The 18,259-nt window shown below is 54.1% G+C and carries 17 protein-coding genes and 1 riboswitch; of the genes, 6 read left to right on the top strand and 11 right to left on the bottom strand.

Going from position 1 to position 18,259, the window contains the following annotated elements; translation table 11 throughout:
- Positions 1-117: 117 nt before the first annotated feature.
- A complete protein-coding gene (locus tag ACAF76_RS05140; RefSeq protein WP_400162830.1) occupies positions 118-621 on the bottom strand; it encodes a C40 family peptidase in 504 nt (167 codons plus the stop codon).
- A gap of 402 nt (positions 622-1,023) precedes the next feature.
- Here ACAF76_RS05140 and trmB point away from each other — a divergent pair, with 402 nt between their 5' ends.
- From trmB to ACAF76_RS05115, 5 genes are all read left to right on the top strand, one after another.
- Positions 1,024-1,668 carry a tRNA (guanosine(46)-N7)-methyltransferase TrmB gene (trmB, locus tag ACAF76_RS05135; RefSeq protein WP_400162829.1) on the top strand — a complete coding sequence of 215 codons (645 nt, stop codon included), beginning with the start codon at positions 1,024-1,026 and terminating at the stop codon, positions 1,666-1,668.
- Positions 1,669-1,767: 99 nt separating this feature from the next.
- Positions 1,768-3,225: a diguanylate cyclase domain-containing protein gene (locus ACAF76_RS05130; RefSeq protein ID WP_421617594.1), complete on the top strand. Its 1,458-nt coding sequence runs from the start codon at positions 1,768-1,770 to the stop codon at positions 3,223-3,225.
- 40 nt (positions 3,226-3,265) lie between these two features.
- A complete protein-coding gene (locus ACAF76_RS05125) occupies positions 3,266-3,448 on the top strand; it encodes a hypothetical protein (RefSeq protein ID WP_400162827.1) in 183 nt (60 codons plus the stop codon).
- An 80-nt stretch (positions 3,449-3,528) separates the two neighbouring features.
- Positions 3,529-3,639: riboswitch (TPP riboswitch) on the top strand.
- A gap of 158 nt (positions 3,640-3,797) precedes the next feature.
- Positions 3,798-5,582, top strand: a complete 1,785-nt coding sequence (gene thiC / locus ACAF76_RS05120; RefSeq protein WP_400162826.1) for a phosphomethylpyrimidine synthase ThiC — start codon at positions 3,798-3,800, stop codon at positions 5,580-5,582.
- Between the two features lie 12 nt (positions 5,583-5,594).
- Positions 5,595-5,765: a hypothetical protein gene (locus ACAF76_RS05115; protein ID WP_400162825.1), complete on the top strand. Its 171-nt coding sequence runs from the start codon at positions 5,595-5,597 to the stop codon at positions 5,763-5,765.
- A 97-nt stretch (positions 5,766-5,862) separates the two neighbouring features.
- On the opposite strand, the gene ACAF76_RS05110 is transcribed toward ACAF76_RS05115, so the two are convergent.
- From ACAF76_RS05110 to ACAF76_RS05095, 4 genes are all read right to left on the bottom strand, one after another.
- Positions 5,863-6,729, bottom strand: coding sequence for an ABC transporter permease (locus ACAF76_RS05110; RefSeq protein ID WP_400162824.1), 867 nt, complete (start codon positions 6,727-6,729; stop codon positions 5,863-5,865).
- Position 6,730: 1 nt separating this feature from the next.
- Positions 6,731-7,660 (bottom strand): ABC transporter ATP-binding protein, encoded by a 930-nt coding sequence (locus ACAF76_RS05105; protein ID WP_400162823.1) that lies wholly within the window; start codon positions 7,658-7,660, stop codon positions 6,731-6,733.
- Between the two features lie 75 nt (positions 7,661-7,735).
- The gene (locus ACAF76_RS05100) at positions 7,736-8,908 is read right to left on the bottom strand and encodes an anti-sigma factor family protein (protein ID WP_400162822.1); all 1,173 of its coding nucleotides are present in this window, start codon (positions 8,906-8,908) and stop codon (positions 7,736-7,738) included.
- The gene (locus tag ACAF76_RS05095; protein WP_400162821.1) at positions 8,905-9,453 is read right to left on the bottom strand and encodes an RNA polymerase sigma factor SigX; all 549 of its coding nucleotides are present in this window, start codon (positions 9,451-9,453) and stop codon (positions 8,905-8,907) included. Before ACAF76_RS05095 ends, ACAF76_RS05100 begins: the two co-directional genes overlap by 4 nt.
- A gap of 150 nt (positions 9,454-9,603) precedes the next feature.
- Between ACAF76_RS05095 and ACAF76_RS05090 the strand changes: the two genes are divergently transcribed.
- Positions 9,604-11,079, top strand: coding sequence for a L,D-transpeptidase family protein (locus tag ACAF76_RS05090; protein WP_400162820.1), 1,476 nt, complete (start codon positions 9,604-9,606; stop codon positions 11,077-11,079).
- A 130-nt stretch (positions 11,080-11,209) separates the two neighbouring features.
- On the opposite strand, the gene ACAF76_RS05085 is transcribed toward ACAF76_RS05090, so the two are convergent.
- The 6 genes from ACAF76_RS05085 to tkt all read right to left on the bottom strand — a co-directional run bounded on the left by ACAF76_RS05085 (position 11,210) and on the right by tkt (position 18,182).
- Positions 11,210-11,392 carry a hypothetical protein gene (locus ACAF76_RS05085; protein WP_400162819.1) on the bottom strand — a complete coding sequence of 61 codons (183 nt, stop codon included), beginning with the start codon at positions 11,390-11,392 and terminating at the stop codon, positions 11,210-11,212.
- Complete coding sequence (locus ACAF76_RS05080; RefSeq protein WP_400162818.1) at positions 11,364-12,197, bottom strand: GAF domain-containing protein; 834 nt, start codon at positions 12,195-12,197, stop codon at positions 11,364-11,366. The genes ACAF76_RS05085 and ACAF76_RS05080 overlap by 29 nt, the downstream gene beginning before the upstream one ends.
- 149 nt (positions 12,198-12,346) lie before the next feature.
- Positions 12,347-12,925, bottom strand: coding sequence for a peptide deformylase (def, locus tag ACAF76_RS05075; RefSeq protein WP_400162817.1), 579 nt, complete (start codon positions 12,923-12,925; stop codon positions 12,347-12,349).
- Positions 12,926-12,992: 67 nt separating this feature from the next.
- A complete protein-coding gene (locus ACAF76_RS05070) occupies positions 12,993-13,343 on the bottom strand; it encodes a hypothetical protein (RefSeq protein ID WP_400162816.1) in 351 nt (116 codons plus the stop codon).
- Between the two features lie 112 nt (positions 13,344-13,455).
- Entirely contained in the window at positions 13,456-16,011 is a 2,556-nt protein-coding gene (locus tag ACAF76_RS05065) for a PBP1A family penicillin-binding protein (RefSeq protein WP_400162815.1), read from the bottom strand.
- A 164-nt stretch (positions 16,012-16,175) separates the two neighbouring features.
- A complete protein-coding gene (gene tkt / locus ACAF76_RS05060) occupies positions 16,176-18,182 on the bottom strand; it encodes a transketolase (RefSeq protein ID WP_400162814.1) in 2,007 nt (668 codons plus the stop codon).
- Positions 18,183-18,259 lie beyond the last annotated feature (77 nt).

The raw sequence follows: 18,259 nt of genomic DNA, 5'->3' as shown, positions 1-18,259 counted from the left end.
ATAGCCTTTCTTGTTTTGCTTCTTTTTGACAGGACTTGTTTTTTCCTGAGAGCGAAACTATTTGATCGATACATCGTCATATATAGTGACAAGCAAAAACAAGTGATTTTCCTTCGATTACATGACGCGTTTTGCGGTTACGAAGCGTTTTTCCCAGTTCGTTCCTTTAAACTTGGTAAATGTGACACCAGGGCTTCCATATGTATGCAGAAGCTGGTTGTTGCCGGCGTAGATCGCAACGTGTGTAATTCGCGTAGACTTGGTATTCTTGCTCGCTTTAAAGAAAACCAAATCTCCTTTTTTCAGGTTGCTTTTCGAAACCTTCGTCCCGACCTTCGATTGCGAACGGGAATCGCGTGGCAGCGACTTGCCAAGCGCCTCTTTATAGACACGCTGTACAAAAGAAGAGCAGTCAAAAACGGCTGTCGTATTTTTGCTAGCACCGAATTTATATGGTCGACCCATGTACTTTTTCCCGGTAGAGATTACTTTATCTGCCTTGGACTGGCTCCATGCGGCATGAGCTACCTCTACAGGTGCTCCTGGCAGTGGTGCGACTACAGCCGTCACCCCGAGCGAAATCCCCATCATCAATCCCAGTAATGTTTTGCGCAGTTTCATTTGGTTGTCCTCCCCTTGAAAAGTTTGGTTGTTCTCTCTCTTTCACCCTACTTTACCACTCTGATTTTTTCGGTTACATTCCAAAAAGTTTCCAGATTGGCGCACCCACTTTTGGACATCATTTCCGGTTGACGCTCTGATTCCCGTTCTCATGGGCATACAACCAAATTTTCAGTTTATTCGCGTGCCAGAATCTACCTCGAAATCTGTCCAATTTCTTCCGCACTCTATTTTCTCTATCGCTTGTCACACATGACTTTTTTCCTAGTTTCCCATGCAGGAAATGCCAGGCTTCGCCTGAATGTCGGCCACAGGGATGCCCGCATGTATCCGTTGACTTTACTTGCAACCGGGACAGTCTCATCGTAAAGTAAATAGGAGTTATTTTTTAAGGAGGCACTTATGCGACTACGTAATATTCCCGGGGCAGAGAAGGCCGTGCGCGAATACCCCACGTTTGTGGACAACCCTGGACAGTACAAGGGACGGTGGCATGAACGCTTCGGCAACGATCGGCCTATTCACGTGGAGATCGGCTGCGGCAAGGGGCAATTTATCACCACTCTCGCGCAACGCAATCCGGATCTCAACTTCATCGCCGTCGAATTGAAAGCAGAGGTAATCTTGCGGGCCCTGCAGCGCACCGAGTACCGGGAGATCCCCAACCTGGCCTTTGTCCAGTTCAATGCTGCCGAGCTGAGGGAGCTGTTTGCCGACGATGAAATCTCCCTGATCTATCTCAACTTCAGCGATCCGTGGCCAAAGACACGCCACGCCAAGCGCCGTCTCACCTCTCCCAGCTTTCTTGCCACGTATCGGCACGTGCTCAAGCCTGACGGAGAGATTCATATGAAGACAGACAACGAAAAGCTGTTTGAGTACTCGCTCAACCAGTTTTCCGCCGAACGGTTTCAGATGCGCAACATCACTTTTGATCTGCACAACTCCAAGCTGGCTGCCGGCAACGTAATGACCGAGTACGAAGAGCGTTTTTCGGCGCGCGGACAGCGGATTTACCGGGTGGAGGCCAGCTGCATCATCAAGTAGAGTCGATATGTTCACTTTTTTCCCTTCGAGGCGTAAGCTAAGCCTGGCACGCCTCGAGGGTCTACTTCGGAATCATACCGGGAGTTGAACCGTACACGAATGAGTATATACAGTGAGGAATTCCTTCGCTCTCATCATCAGCTTTTGCTAAGTCGTTTGAAAATTGCATCTTTTGGGATGCTGGTACTGTATCTCTTCTACCTCTATGTCGACTTTTTTCTGTATTGGGACTTGTTCGCTACCTCGTTTCATACGACGCTTTTGCTGATCCATCTGACGGGCTTCGTCGCCTCTGTTCTGTACCTGTGCGTGTATTACGGGATGAGGCACAACGAACGCTTCTACGCCTCCTACTGGCCGACTTGCCTGGCCAACACGTATGTGACGCTCTACGTCGCCTCCAGTGCGCTTGCCTCGCTCAACAGCCATCGCCTGGTCGGTACGATTGAAGCGTATTTGATCGTCCTGTTTGCCGTCCCCATGATTTTGCCGATTCGTCCCAGGCACTTTTTCATCATCCTGTTGCTGGTTCATTCCCTCTTTCTACTTGGTCTTGGAATGTTCATCGACGATCCGGGCTTGCTCGTCTCCAAGCAGATTCACACCACCCTGGCTGTGTTTCTTTCCTTTCTCATCATGGTCATCCTGTACAATGGGCAGCGCAAAAGCTATCAGCACCACCAGCAGCAAAAGGAATCGGAGGAGAGCGTTCGCAAGCTGTTTGAAATCAATCCGTTTCCCCTCCTTCTGTCCCGCCTGCAAGACGGCAAGATCATTCTGGTGAACAACACCGCGCTCCAGCAGTACCCCGCGATCCGCGAGCAAGCAATCGCCACGGATGTGCGTTTCGTTTTTCACGATTGGGAGGAGCGGGCCAAGCTGGTCACACAACTGCAACAATCCGGCAGCATCAAAAATTTCATCATCAAGCAGGAAGGGCCCTCGGGCAGCAGGCGCTGGATGATGGTCAACTACGAGCTGATCGAATTCCACAACGAGACATGTATCTTGTCGGGTATTACCGACATCACACATTTGAAAACATTCGAGGAAGAGCTCGTCCAGCACGCTTCCATTGACGCGCTGACCGGACTGATGAATCGGCGCAGCGGTTTGGCCGTATTGGATAAAGTGCTGGCACAGACCTATGCGGACGGGATGGCATGTATCGTCTGTTTCATCGACATCAACAACCTGAAAGAAGTAAACGACACGCACGGCCATCTGGCTGGTGACGAGCTGATTACGACTGTTTGCCAGGTGATTGCCCGACACCTGTCCCCCGACGATCTGCTGTTCCGCTACGGCGGAGACGAATTTATCATCCTGTTTTTCGAAAAACCGCGCTCTGAAGTGGAATTGATCTGGGAGCGTATTCGCCAGTCTTTTGCCGAAATGAACCAGACAGGTGCAAGACCGTATGCACTCTCGGCCAGCTACGGACTTTTCCCCTGCGAATCCGGGATGTCTAGCGACGAAGTGATCAGAGGGGCGGATCAGGAAATGTACCGGGAAAAAATGAAAATGAAAGCGGCTTTCGGTAAACTGATGATATAGGTATCTTTATTTCGTAAAGGAAAGGCAGGTATTGGCGGACATGAGTTCTATCGCTACGTTTATCCCGATCTTGATTGCTCTGGCCTTCTACGCTTTTGTACTGTATCTGATCATCATGGTCCTTCGTTTTATGAAAGAAAAGACACTTCACGATCGGCAGCGAAACGAGAAGCTCGACCAGCTCATTGAGCTTTTGAGGGAAAGGGAGCGAAAGCAAGAATAGGCAGTCTCGTCGCAACATTCTTATTTTTCCCTTGCAATCTGTAAACAGAACAGATAAGCTGTATCTAGCAACACCAACACCGATATACGCGCGGGAGCTTGGGGAACCAGGCTGAGAGGACGGCTATTCTGCCGTCGACCGTTGAACCTGAACTGGGTAATGCCAGCGGAGGAATCGCCATAGATGACATGAAAGGATACCTGTATCTGTTTTTCGGGTACCCGTATCTTTTCTTCTCTCGCGTCTGGCGTCGCATGCCCTTGTGCGACGTTTTTTCGTGCCGCGAAAGATTCTTTCGCCTCCCCGAAAAGGTTTGCTTTCCGTGCGACCCAAAAAGGAGGTTTTTTTCATGCCACAATCCACCCAATCCCCCTTCCACCTGCCAGGCGTCGAGCCTTTTCCCGGCAGCCAAAAGGTGTACGTGAGCGGAAGCCGAGCCGATCTGCGCGTACCGATGCGGGAAATCTCCCTGTCGCCTTCCACCGGCACAAACGGCACCCACGCCAATCCGCCGCTGCGCGTCTACGACACAAGCGGCGCATACACGGACCCTGGCTACAGCGCTGACATTCGCAAGGGCTTGCCGCCGCTGCGGGCGAAATGGATCGCGGAGCGCAACGATACCGAAGCATACGAAGGACGGCAAATCCAGCCCGCCGATGACGGGTTGAAGGACGGCGAGGCACAAAAGGAAGTGCCTGTCTTCTCCCGCCCCGGGCACAAGCCGCTACGGGCAAAAACGGGGAAAGCCGTAACCCAGCTTCACTACGCGAGAAACGGAATCATTACCCCGGAAATGGAATTCGTCGCGGTCCGCGAAGGCGTGTCCCCTGAGCTCGTCCGCGACGAAATCGCCAAAGGCCGCGCCATCATCCCGGCCAATATCAACCATCCGGAAAGCGAACCGATGATCATCGGCAGAAAATTCCACGTCAAGATCAACGCCAATATCGGCACCTCCGCTGTCACCTCCTCCATCGGCGAGGAAGTGGAAAAAATGATGTGGGCCGCACGTTGGGGCGCCGACACGATCATGGATCTGTCCACAGGCAAGCACATCCATACGACACGGGAATGGATCATCCGCAACAGTCCCGTACCGATCGGAACTGTTCCGATTTATCAGGCGTTGGAAAAGGTAAAAGGAAACGCCGCCGAACTCACCTGGGAAATCTATCGCGATACGCTGATCGAACAGGCGGAACAAGGCGTCGACTACTTTACGATTCACGCTGGCGTGCTCTTGCGGTACATTCCGCTCACTGCGGAGCGAGTGACCGGCATCGTCTCCCGCGGAGGCTCGATCATGGCAGCCTGGTGCCTGGCGCATCACGAAGAAAACTTCCTGTACACGCACTTCGAAGAGATTTGCGAAATTTTGAAGGCATACGATATTTCCGTCTCCTTAGGCGATGGTCTGCGTCCGGGCTCGATTGCCGACGCCAACGACGAAGCGCAGTTTGCCGAGCTCGAGACATTGGGCGAACTGACCAAAATCGCCTGGAAACACGACGTACAAGTAATGATCGAAGGACCGGGCCACGTCCCGATGCACCTGATTCAGGAGAACATGGAAAAGCAGCTCACGATTTGCCACGAAGCGCCTTTCTATACGCTCGGCCCTTTGACCACGGACATTGCTCCAGGCTACGACCACATCACCTCGGCCATCGGGGCGGCGATGATCGGCTGGATGGGAAGCGCGATGCTCTGCTACGTCACGCCAAAAGAACATCTCGGACTACCCGACAAAGAAGATGTGCGCAACGGCTTGATTGCCTACAAGATCGCTGCGCATGCTGCCGATCTGGCCAAAGGGCACCCGCGCGCCAAGGAACGCGATGACGCCTTGTCCAAGGCACGCTTTGAATTTCGCTGGACGGATCAGTTCAACCTGTCACTCGATCCCGAGCGGGCACGCGAGTATCACGACGAAACCTTGCCTGCCGAAGGAGCCAAGTCCGCCCCGTTCTGCTCGATGTGCGGTCCCAAGTTCTGCAGCATGCGTATTACCCAGGACATTCGCCAGTACGCCCAGGAAAAACAAGTATCTCCCGAGTCCGCTCTGCAAATCGGCATGCAGGAAAAGGCGCGGGAATACCGCCAGCAAAGCGCGAAGCTGCCACAGCCATAAGGAGGATCGTTCGTGGAAGAAGCGATGTTCATCCAAAAAGAAATCGAGCGTCTGCAAGCGGCGATGGACGAATACAAAAGACGTCTGGCTGCGCTGCAGCAAGCATGCGACCACCAATTCGATGAATCGCCCTTGTCCCGCACATGCGTAAAATGCTTGTTGAGCGAAAGTCTGTACTACTGAATGAAGACGGCGCCATACGTATTGGCTGATCGGCACAGATGCAAAACAAAAAACAGAGAGCGGCAGGAATGATCGCCGTTCTCTGTTTGTTTATCGTTTATACATCGCGTTTTTGAAAAATCCGCATCGCCAGAAGCAGTGCTGCCGCTCCGTACAAGATCGTGTAGTAGATCATCGCCTGGCTCGGTGGCGACGTGGTGCCGAATATCCCTTGGGTGGCAAAGGACAGCGGGTTGTCTACGGATTCAAACAGCGAGACGGTCACCTGGCGAAACAGCGAGTCTGTAGGGAAGATCAGGCTGGATATAATGCCGATATTGATCATCGCCTGCTGTTCGATCAGCGTACCCAACTGCTCTACAAAGCCGCCGATAAATCCGATTCCATACAAAATGATCAGGACGATCCCACCTGTTACCGTCGATGTGAAACTGCTCATAAGCAGCGACACACATACGAGAATGATCGGCAGCAAAGCGAAATAGCCCATTCCGCTCAGCACTTGCCCCGTCGTCAGTTGGACAGCCATCACCCCTCCGCTCATCCACTGGTTGATCGCGATCAAGCCTGTAAACATCAGGATGGCATAGATGGCAAGCAAGCCGGCGAGACCGAAAAATTTGCCCAGCAAGTACGTCCGGCGCGGCATCGCCCGGGCCAGCCAGGTGTCGATCTGGTGACTGTCCACTTCCGAGGAAATGCTGCCGACGCTGCTCAAAATAGCCAACAGTGCGGTAATAAAGGACCCGAAGTACAAGCCCATGCCGAGCAGTTGGGTCGAGAACAACGCCTTCGTCAACTGAAAGTCGACGATATTGCCAGTCGAGTTAGCCGCCACTTCCCGTGCCATAAACCAGGTCGCCAGTCCAAAAAACAGCAGGAAGGCGAGCGACATCAGGATGGTAATCGTAAAAATCCGCTTCGATACCATCTCGCGAAAGGTGATTTTCATAATTGGCCACATGTCATTCCCCCTCCTTCTGCTTGATCCAGTGCAAAAAGACTTCTTCCAGCGACGGCTGCTTGCGCACTGCCTCATGTACAGCGACACCTCTGGCAATGAGCGCCTCCAGCAAAGCGGGCACACGTCCGTCGCGGTCAAGCGTGACCAGCCATACCCCTTGTCCGTCCTGCTCGCGCAACAGTTGCACCTCGGTGACGAATTCCGGCCATTCCGGAACAAGCCCTGCCGACGATTGCAGCGTCAGCTCCACTTGCGGCTTGACCGTGCTCAGCTTGCGCCACTCCCCCTGTACAACCAGCTCTGAGCGGTGAATGATCCCCACATAGTCGCAGACCGTCTCCATTTCGCTGAGCAAATGGCTGTTGAGAAAAATCGTTTTGCCCTGGTCGCGCAGCGCGGCAATCAGCTCGCGCACTTCTTTTCGCCCGATCGGGTCGAGTGCCGAGGTCGGCTCATCCAAAAAGATCAGCTCCGGGTCGGAGAGCAGCGCACAAGCCAGGCCAATCCGCTGCTGCATCCCTTTGGAATAGCCGCGGATGCGTTCCCGCTCCCGCCCCGCCAGTCCGACACGTTCCAGTACATTGCGGATGACCTGTTTTCGCTCAGTGCGGGCCAATCCGCATATTTCGGCGTGATGCTCCAGCAGTTGAAGGCCCGTCAGCCAGTCCGGGTAGCGAAACAGCTCGGGCAAATACCCTACCTTTTTGCGGGATTCCACCGAGCCGATCGGGTGGCCCAGCATCGTCGCACTCCCTCCTGTGGGATGAATCAAACCCAGCATCGTCCGGACGAAGGTGCTTTTGCCTGCTCCATTCTGGCCCAAAAAGCCGAATACGGAGCCGCGCGGGACCTGCAAGGTAATCTCCTTGCATCCGCCCTTCCCGTTGTATTGTTTGGACAGATTCCAGGTTTCCATTACGTGTTCTGCCATGATTGTCTTCCTCCATTTCCGAAACGGGAGAAAGCAGAGCTAGCCACGGACGGGCTGCTCTGCAAGGCTTCTTCCTTATTGTTTCAGCTTTTCGACCAGATTCAGAATCTGCTCTTCCTTCACTTCATAACCGTCTACGTAATGCAGCGTGCCATTTTCCTGCCACACCAGGTTGGTCCGATGATCGCTGCTGAACAGCAGTCCTTTGTTGCCGCCGACCTTGACTTCCTTCACGCGGTTGTCATCCGACTCCACGTACGGAATAGGAAGAGTTTGCTGCCAGTTGTCGATCGCGAGCATTTGCTTTTTCACGTTGTCGGGGATAAATGGCAGCGCGAGTACAGTCTCTCGCAGATTGTCCAGGTCTACACCCTCCGGTGCTTCGAGCTGCAGCGCACCTACGATCTGGTAGTTGAAGTGGTTGTCGCCTTCCGTAATCGACAGGCTCATACTCTCAGGCACGTGCATCGAGAAGCGCTCCCCGTTCAATCCCTCGTCAAATCGTTCCTTCATTTGCAACTGTGCGAAAAGCTGGTTGGCCTTCTCTACATCCAGTTCCATGTAAATCGTAAAGGCGTCGACGACATCCACACCTGTTACCTTGACTCCATCCGGCAATACCGGCAGCTTCACGCCAGCCTGCTCCGCTTCTTCCACACTGTCGTACCATACGCTTCTCTGCTCGGCCTGGTCGTTCTCGTCGATCCACACCTTGCCGATTCCGTTCAGATCGAATTCGCCGCCTTCAGCGCGGGAAATCCAGTATTCCGCTTGCCGCAAATCCTCTTCGCTCAATTTGACAAATTCCACTTTATTTACGCGGAAGATGGACAAAAGATCGCTCGCTGCTGCCTGCACTTGCGGAAACGAAAGCGATACAGCCACTACTGCCGCTGCCGACATGCCCATTACCCATCGTCTCGTCTGTTTTTTCATAGCTTTCCAACCCCTTTTTTCCGTTGCTTGATTTTTGTTAAATGCTTGCATCGTTACCGTCTTCTTGCTGGAGCCAATCTTCTCGGAAAAGCGCTGCCAGGCAGCGTCCGCATCGACTCGCAGCGGAGCAGTTGGTGTGGACAGCATCTCATCCAGCTTTTCTTTGCTCCACGCCTCCAGTCGTGCCAACTCATCCAGCTTTTGTTGGCACGATTCGCAGGAGTGAAGATGCTCAGTGAAACGCTCACCCTCTTCTGCCCCACACTCACCGTCCAGATACGCCTGGATAAATCCTTCCTCTCTGCACATCATTCCGCTTCCCCCCTCATCCGCATGTAGATGCTGCGAAATTTTTTCTTCGCCCGAGCCAGTATCGTCCCTACCGAACCCGTCTCTACCCCGGTGGCTTTGGCCAGCTCGGTGTAGGCATACCCGGAGAATTTCATCAACAAGAGCGTACGCTCCCGTTCGTCCAGCTCGGCCAGGACATCACGCACCTGGTCGATTTCGCTTTGCGCAAGCCAGGTCTGCTCGGAAGAAGGGATAGCCAGCGTTTGCTCGGAAGCGACTCGTTCCTCCCGCCTGTTTCTCCGTTTTTCCGACCGCACGTAATTGTACGCCGCATACAGAGATGCCTTGGACAGCCAGGCGGGAATATGGTCAATCACGGTACGATCCGTGTGATAAAACGAGAGAAAGACGTCTTGGGCAAGGTCCTCAGCGATTTGCTGGTCCTTGACGATCCGCGTGATTTGACGGACGACAAACGGATAGTAGGCTGTAAACAACTCATGGAAGCTTTCCAGCTCTTTTTCTGTCCTGTAGGAGCGAATCGCCAAATTTGCCTGTGCCTCCACCTGTTTCCCTCCTTTCGCTTCGTTCACCATATAGAAACCGCCGCCTTTCGTTTTGTGACAGGTTGGGAAAAAAATATTTGAAAAAATATTCGTTGGCACCTACATTCATTTTCCATTCTTGTCGATACACCCATAGAGGAGGGATTTTTGGTGTCAAAGCTTTCCTTTCTTCAGGAAAAAAGCTCGTTCCATATGAAACACCCTGAGCATAGCGATCTCGCTTTTTATAAATGGTACACCCAGCAATACCCCGATGAATCGATTGGCTGGTACCATCTCGGGCGGGAATGGCAAGCGCGCGGTGACGTCGAACAGGCGCTTGCGGCACATCGTCGGGCAATGGTTCTCCGCTCGGACCCGTACGCCGAGAGTGCGCGCGATGCCTATCAGGATCTGCTTCGGGAGCGCCGCCGGGATGGGTGGCAAAAACGGGCGCGGCTGCTCGTGGCATCCGCATTGTTTCTCTATCTTCAGTTTGCCCTTTTGCCTGGCTTGCTCAACTCTCCGCTCCCGGCTGCTGAACCTGCGACCGGAGCAACCGAAGCACCTGCGACCGGAATACGCGATCCCGATCCGCCAGCAGCCGCGTCGACCGGCGTACAAGCTGTCGAGCAGCAGCCGCACGTAGAGGTGATCGCCGTTCCATCATCGCTGGGTACAGCAGAATTGCGCGACCAGGTGAAACGCTACCTGGAGACGAGGCGACCCGGACTGAACCAGCCGTATACGCTGCTGATCGTACCGGAAGTGCCGGGTACGCCCTTGTTTACCCATTTGCCGTTTTACCGGCCGCAAAAAGTGCGCGCGCTGTTCCACTACAATCCGGCTACCCGTACGCTGATCCAGGAGCAATGGTTCGATCATGCCGAGAGCGACAGCCAGGATGCTGCCGTGCAGACAGCGCAGGGCAATCTGGCGAGAGAACAGGTCGTGATGCAGCATGTCGTAGCTCTGCGCAATGCGCTCTACCGCCACTATCAGGCAACAGGCGGGCTGCCTGCTACGCTCGACGCTCTGGCAGGGGCTTACCCTGCCAACAGCCTGCCGCAAATCCCGTTTCCGCCCGCCTGGCTGGGGCTGGATCGCTACGTCTACTACCCGGAACGATTCCAGTCCACACGCGCCTGGGACAGCATGCGCGAGGTATTGCCGCTGCCTGGCTATCCCGAGCCGGTACAGCCTCTGGAGCCGCTGCAGTTGTACCTGTACCAGGAGAGCCGCACGATGGAGCTGCGGAGCGGCCCGCACCTGATTCGCAGCTATCCGGTCGGTCTGGGCAAAAACAATGCAACTCCAGATGGGTACTACACCATCCTGCAAAAAATTAACAAGCCCCGCGGACACGACAACATTTTCGGCACGCGAGGCATGGTCTTCCGCGATGACGGCTACGCCATCCACGGCACGAACAACCCTGACAGCATCGGGACCTACGCCTCGCTGGGCTGCGTACGCCTGCTCAATATCGCCGTCGAGGAGCTGTACAGTCTCGTCTCGCTCGGCACGGAAGTAATCATCTCCGCCCTGCCAGCACCCGGTCCTGTCTGGAGCAATCCCGTCCCGTTTATTATGGAAGCGGGAGCGGAAGAAGAGACGCCCCAGATCGTCTACAGGTGGCTGCACTAGTCATCTGTATCTGCTAGAAAAGACGATCTGCGACCACTGTGGTTACAGTCCGGTAAAAACATACGCCCCAATCCGTTCGCTTGCGGATTGGGGCGTAACTATTTTTCGATATTGGAATATAACAGCTTGTCTATTTGCGCGATGCTTGTGGCGCAAACAGCTTTTGATGCCTTTCTTCGATCCGCCTTCTGGTGCGGTCCCCTTCTTTTCCGTTCAGCAATCGATCGAGAAATTGTTCGACGGTCAGGGAGCCTTCGTGATAGCGTTCGTACGCGCTCTTCTTTTTAGTAGCTTCCGCTTCCGTGCGTGCCATCGATTTCACCGCCTTTCTTCGATTCGACCACGACATCCATAAACATTTCGAAATGCAAGAGTATGTAGAGTGAGTTGGCAAAATAGGTCAGGTAGTCTACATCGTCCTTCGTGAAGGAATGGGGTTCCTCTCCGTCTACACTGAGCACCCCGAGGATATGGTCCCCGCATTTGATCGGGACGCAGATCAGCGAGCGGTACTGTTTCGTCGCTTTCGGATGCGCCCTGAACCTGTTGCCCGCAGTCAAGACATCGCCGGAAAAATAGATTTCGCCGGTAGTAAACGTGTACCCTGCCGACGAGTCCATCGCCAGCCGCAAATGCCTTTTTCCCTCCGAGCTGTAGCCGATTCCCTGGTGAATGCGCAGCGTATCCCCGTCCTGCACAAAAATCGCGACTCTGTGGTTGTTCCCTTTTTGCTTGGTGAGCACGATTCCGATCCCGGGCAGCAGGTATTCATAGATCGATTTGCGGATTTCCAAAAATTCTTCATTCGTCGCATTGCAAATGACATTGGCGATCTCGACTGTCAACTGGTTCAGCAGCTTGAGTATTTGCGTTTTTTGCTTGTCATCCTGATTGAGACTCTCGAAATCCCGCTTCAACTGTTCGACCGTCTCGTTTGGCTTGATCGTGACGATTCCCGCAATCGAAACCTCCGACCCTTTTTGGATTCTTCCCATCGTCATCAGGATAAACAAAGAGATTCCCAGGATCACGATTGCCGCGATAACAGGCATCGCCCACGGGACCTGCTCGATGGCATCACGCAAGCTCTTGCCGATTTCTTCCGCTATTCGATCCATTCTCGCTCACCGACTGTTAGAGGTTGTCTCCATTATCAATCTATCACCCATATATTGTCAATCGATAGAGAAATTTCTATCTACTGCCAAAAGAAAAAGCACGATCGCTTGACCGTGCTGATTCCCTCTTCCCCTGGAAAAACCGCTCCCTAAAGCGCCGAGATCGGCACGTTGGGCGGCAGGGCGTACGGGTTTTGCTTGTTGATGTGATCGTAAAACATAATGCCGTTCAGGTGGTCGATCTCATGTTGAAAGACGATAGCCCCGTAGCCTTTCAGCGAGAGCAGGACCTCGTTGCCCTGCGGATCGTAGGCTTTGACCTTGATCTTCTGGTAGCGCGGGACAAAGCCCTGGACGGGACGGTCCACAGACAGGCAGCCTTCTCCCGACTCGAGATAAGTCATCGCGACGGAATGGCTGACGATTTTCGGGTTGATCAGCATATATTCATGCTGCTCCCCTTCTTCATCGGTGTAATAGGCTGCAAACATCGACTTGTCGAGACCGATCTGATTGGCGGACAACCCGACTCCCGGCCGCAATTTGTAGCGCCTTGCGACTTCCTCGTCCTGGCTGTTCTTGAGATATTGCAGCATGCAGGCGAGTTCTTCGACGTCTTCTTCGCGCGGGGGCAGCGGTACCGGGTCTGTGACCTTCCGCAGGATTTTCGCTCCCTCCCGCACGATGTCCTTCATCCGGATCGTGTACTCACGGGTATATTTGCTCATCGACTCCAAACACCTCATCCCAGTCTTACGAAAAAGCGCATCCCCGTGTTGGAGACGCGCCTCTTCTTTATTTTTCCTCTTCCACTTGGCTATATGTCGTTTCTTGCTCAACTTCCGGGTTCCAATAATCCAGCACTTTACCCTGCAGCACTTTGCCTTCGATGAAGGCGATCTGCTGCTCGCTGAACTCGTTCTTCCAGTCGATCCCCAACTCACCGGCCAAGCGAACTACGGTCAGCAATTCAGACCAGGCTACATAGCGCTTATACCAGAAAAACTGGGGCTGTTCGTTCATATATGGGTAAAGATCATCAAAATCGGTATGCTTACAGTCGAGAGCTCGCTCAAAATTCACCTTGGCACGTCGTATTTGCTCGCTAAAAAAAGTGGGTAAATCCTTGTTTGCGAAGTCAGACATTGTCGAATCCCTCCCGTCTCCCGATTTATAGGTTATTGTACCACGTCGAGAAAGATGTGCAAATAGCCGAAACTGTGTGATAGCTCTGTTTTCCTTTACCATATACAGTTACTTAGCCATTTGTTCCATTTTGGAAAGGAACGGGAGGCGGAGGCAGCTCGATTCCAGGGGAGGAATTCGTGCCGTTGCCCGGGCTGAGAATGTCAGGCGGGAGGATGAATTCCTCCTCCGGGTTGCCAGAGGAGTCTCTTCCCGGTGCTTCTCCAGCCCCGCCTGCCGGGTCATTTGGCGATGACTGGCCAGGATTGGAATTCTGTCCGCCATTGCCTTCTCCGTCTACAGGCAGGTCTCCGAAGCCGCCGCCGTCATACCCAGGCGAATCTGCGTCATATCCGTCCTCGTGATGCTGATCCGCTTCATTCAACAAGTTTTCCAAGGTGCTCGTATCGATGTCGGTGACGTTGGACGGCGTCCCTTCCTTGCCATCGCGCGTGCGCGGCACGACCACGTATTTGTACATGATCGGACTGTCCAATATGTCCACGTACACTCTGTCTTCCAGGCTGCCTGCGATCAAGCGCTGATCGCCATCCGGAGAGATGCGGTACAGATTGTAGGTGTAATCATCCGCGCCGCCAATCCAGCTCAGTACGACCTTCAACTTGTTGTCGTCCATCGTCAGGTCCGCAGCCAGCTTGATAGGAGTGGACTCCTCTGGTTCCTCTTCCTCTGCCGGGGTATTCGTTCTGACACCAGATGGCGGAACGAAGCTCGTCGGTTTTACTCCTTCCAGGCCATCGCCGAGCACTTGGGCGAACAGTTTGGCTGTCATGCTGCTGCCCTGTCTCATCAGATGGTTTTTGTCTTCCGGATCAAAGCCCATCCAGACCGCTCCGACATACTCTGGCGTATAGCCGACAAACCAGGCGTCCTTGTTCACGTCGTTGCCGCCGGCGATCGACTGTGTCGTCCCCGTTTTCCCGGCGACGGCACGACCCGCGAGACGGGCAGAGCTTCCTGTCCCTTCCCTGACCGCTCTCTCCAGGATCGTATGCACTTCCCAAGCAGTCTCAGGCTTGAGCACTTCCGTTTGCTTCAACTGGTAGACATGCTCGACACCTGTATTTGTATTTACCATTTTGCTGATCGCGTGCGCTTCCGAAACGACGCCGCCATTCGCAAATGCCGTATACGCCTGGGCCATTTTCAACGGCGAGGTCCCTTTGTTCAATCCGCCCAGAGCAATAGCCAGGTTGCGGTCCTCAGGAGTCAGGTCGATCCCGAATTTCTCCAGGTACTCGAGACTCTTGTTGACGCCAATCTCATTGAGCAGCCACACTGCCGGCACGTTCATCGAGTCGATCAGGGCACGGCTCAAGGTGACCGTTTTGCTGTACTTGTTGTCGTAATTTCGCGGCTCGTAACCGTTAAAGCTCTGCCGCTCGTTGCTCAGTCGCGAATTGCTTCTCCATTTGCTGTCCAGGTCCATGGCAGGCGCGTACACTGCCAGCGGCTTGAACGTCGAACCGGGCTGTCGCTGCATTTGCGTCGCGTAGTTAAAGCCTTTGGCGACGTAATTGCGGCCACCGTTCATGGCGGCGATCCCGCCGTTCTTGGCATCGACGACAATCATCGAGGACTCTACCTTCCGCTCCGCCCCATCCTTCGGGAAGTTGGCCGGGTCGGCGTAGTTTTTCACCATTGCATCCTGCATTTTGATGTCCAAGGTGGTGTGCACGACCCAACCGCCGCGGTACAGTTCTTCCTCTGTCACCTCGTAGCGGGATTGCGCTTCGTAGAGCATGTAGTCAAAAAACGCGCGATACCCCGGCTTCAGCGATGTCGTGGAGCGGTTGGCGTGCTGCTCGGTTTCCACCGGCAATGGTTCGGCCTGGGCAGCTACTTTTTCCTCTTCGGTGATAAAGCCTTGCTCGGCCATCAAACGGATGATCGTGTCCCGACGCAGCTTTGCCCCTTCTGGGTCGTTGAAAGGAGAGTAATTGGTGGGCGATTTCGGGATTGCTGCCAGCATCGCCGCTTCCGCTACGGTAAATTTGGGGTCACTCACCGATTTGCCGGTGTAGTATCGGGCGGCGTCTTCTACGCCAAACTGGCCTTCTCCCAAATACACCCGGTTCAGGTACATCTCGAGAATCTGGTCCTTCGAGTACTTGCGCTCCAGACTAATCGCGATGCTGACCTCTTTCGTCTTGCGCCAGAATGTCTGGTCGAGCGTCAGGAACACGTTGCGCGCCAACTGCTGCGTAATCGTACTTCCGCCCTCCGCCAGCGAGCGCTTGCGAATGTCGTTGACAATCGCACCGCCGATCCGGATCATATCGATTCCCCTGTGCTCGTAGAATCGTTTGTCTTCCACGGCGATAAAGGCATTGATCAAAGACTGGGGCATCTCGCTAATCGGTTTATATTCACGGTTTTTTTCACGAATCAGTTTGGCGATCTCTTTACCGTTCTTGTCATAAATAACAGTTGGTTCTGTTTTCAAGTCCAACAATTTGTCTTCGTTCTCTTCAATCATCCGCTCCCCTGCGTACAACAGGGAGAAGTACCCCCCGATCACGCTCAGGAACAGAAATACGATGAATGATACGGCAATCATCAGCAAGCTGTTTTTCTTCCTGACTTTTTTCTTCGCTTTCGTTGCCATAACTAACCTCCTGGTTTTTCTCTCCCCCACATCTTATAGACGGTATAATCGGAAAAAAGTTTCTTCCCCGGCCATTGTCTATCATTCCATACAAACAAGTGTTTGTCACTGGAAAAAGCCTATCCCCTTGTCAGAGGATAGGCTTTTTGACGTTTCATTCCTTCTTATTTCAACAGCTTTTCTGCTTCTGCGACCACATTCTCGACCGTAAAGCCGTATTCCTTGATGATCCGATCTCCTGGTGCAGAGGCGCCGAACTGGTTGATTCCCAGCACTTTGCCGCCATCGCCTGTGTAGCGCTCCCAGCCAAGCGGAGAGCCCATCTCTACAGCCAGGCGCGCTTTTACGTCCGCAGGCAGGACACCATCGCGGTACGATTGCGGCTGACGCTCAAACAGATTCCAGCTCGGCATCGATACGACGCGCGTCTCGATACCGCGAGCGAGCAGCGCTTCCCGTGCCTGCATCACCAAAGATACTTCCGAACCGGTGGCAATCAGGATCAGTTGCGGCTTGCCGCTCGGTGCATCAGCCAGGACGTACCCGCCTTTGGCTACGCCGTCGGCTGCTTTTTCCAGCGTTTCGGAAAGCACAGGCAGGTTTTGACGGGTCAGCACCAGCACGACCGGCTCGTCTGTACGGGAGACTGCGTATTTCCATGCTTCGTTCGTCTCTACGGCATCAGCCGGGCGCAAGATTGTCAGCCCTGGCATCGCCCGCAGGGAAGCGAGCTGCTCGATCGGCTCATGTGTCGGGCCGTCTTCGCCGACTGCGATCGAATCATGGGTAAAGACGTAGACAACCGGCTGCTTCATCAAGGCAGACAGACGGATGGCAGGACGCAAGTAATCGGAGAAGACTAAGAAAGTTCCGCCGTACGCCTTCACTCCACCGTGCAGAAGCATCCCGTTCAAGGCAGCGCCCATCGCAAACTCCCGCACACCAAACCAGATGTTGCGGCCTGCGTAGTTGCCTGGCAGGAAATCTCCGCCTTCCTTGATTACGGTGTTGTTGGAATGTGCCAGGTCAGCCGATCCTCCGAGGAAGAACGGAATGGACTTGGCCAGTGCGTTGATCGCGTTGCCGGAAGCGACACGCGTAGCCAGCTTGGCACCTGCTTCGTAAGTCGGAAGCTGTTGTTCCCATCCGGCAGGCAGCTTGCCTTCGACAGCGGCTTTGAACTGTTCGGCCAGCTCAGGATACGCTTTGGCGTACGCCGCAAACGTCTCGCTCCAGGCAGCCTCCGCTTTTTGTCCTGCTTGCGCCAGCCCGTTGTACAGCTCTGTCACCTCGGCAGGCACGTGGAACTCGGCTTCCTGATCCCACTGGTAGCTCTGCTTGGTCAGCTTGACTTCCTCTTTGCCCAGCGGTGCACCGTGGGAAGCGTTGGAGCCGCCTTTGTTCGGGCTGCCGTAGCCGATGACCGTCTTGACCTCGATCAGCGTCGGACGTTCCAGATCCTGCTTGGCTTCCGCGATTGCCTTTTCGATCGCGGCCAGATCATTGCCGTCCTCGACACGCAGGTACTGCCAGCCGTAAGCCTGGTAGCGCTGTGCGACATTTTCCGAGAAAGAGCGGGACAGCTCGCCGTCGAGCGAGATGTCGTTGGAATCGTACAGGACGATCATTTTCCCGAGTTTCAGGTGGGCAGCCAGTGAAGAAGCCTCGCTGGAGACGCCCTCCATCAGGTCGCCATCCCCGCAGATGACGTACGTGTAATGGTCGATCAGATTGAACTGGTCGCGATTGTACGTAGCAGCCAGATGCTTTTCCGCCATCGCCATCCCGACCGCCATGGCAATCCCCTGGCCCAGCGGCCCGGTCGTCGCATCCACGCCCGGCGTATGTCCAAATTCCGGATGTCCCGGAGTCTTGCTGCCCCATTGACGGAAGTTGTGCAGGTCTTCCAGTGAAACATCGTATTTCATCAGATGCAGCATCGAGTATAATAGCATTGAGCCATGTCCGGCAGAAAGCACAAACCGGTCGCGGTCAATCCAACTCGGGTTGGCAGGGTTTACTTTCAAAAATCGGCTCCACAAGACATGAGCCATCGGTGCAGCTCCCATCGGCATGCCCGGGTGACCGGAGTTTGCCTTTTCGATGGCGTCGATTGCCAATGTGCGAATCGTGTTAACGGAAAGCTGATCAACTGATGCTTGCTGCGTCATCTCGCAATATCCTCCCTGATATGTACTAAATCTTTTCGTAAAACATGACTGTCCAATTATAGCATAGTTCCTGTTGG

The sequence above is a fragment of the Brevibacillus sp. TJ4 genome (assembly GCF_044627595.2).
Lineage (GTDB): Bacteria > Bacillota > Bacilli > Brevibacillales > Brevibacillaceae > Brevibacillus.
This window is presented reverse-complemented; position numbering and strand designations above follow the sequence as displayed.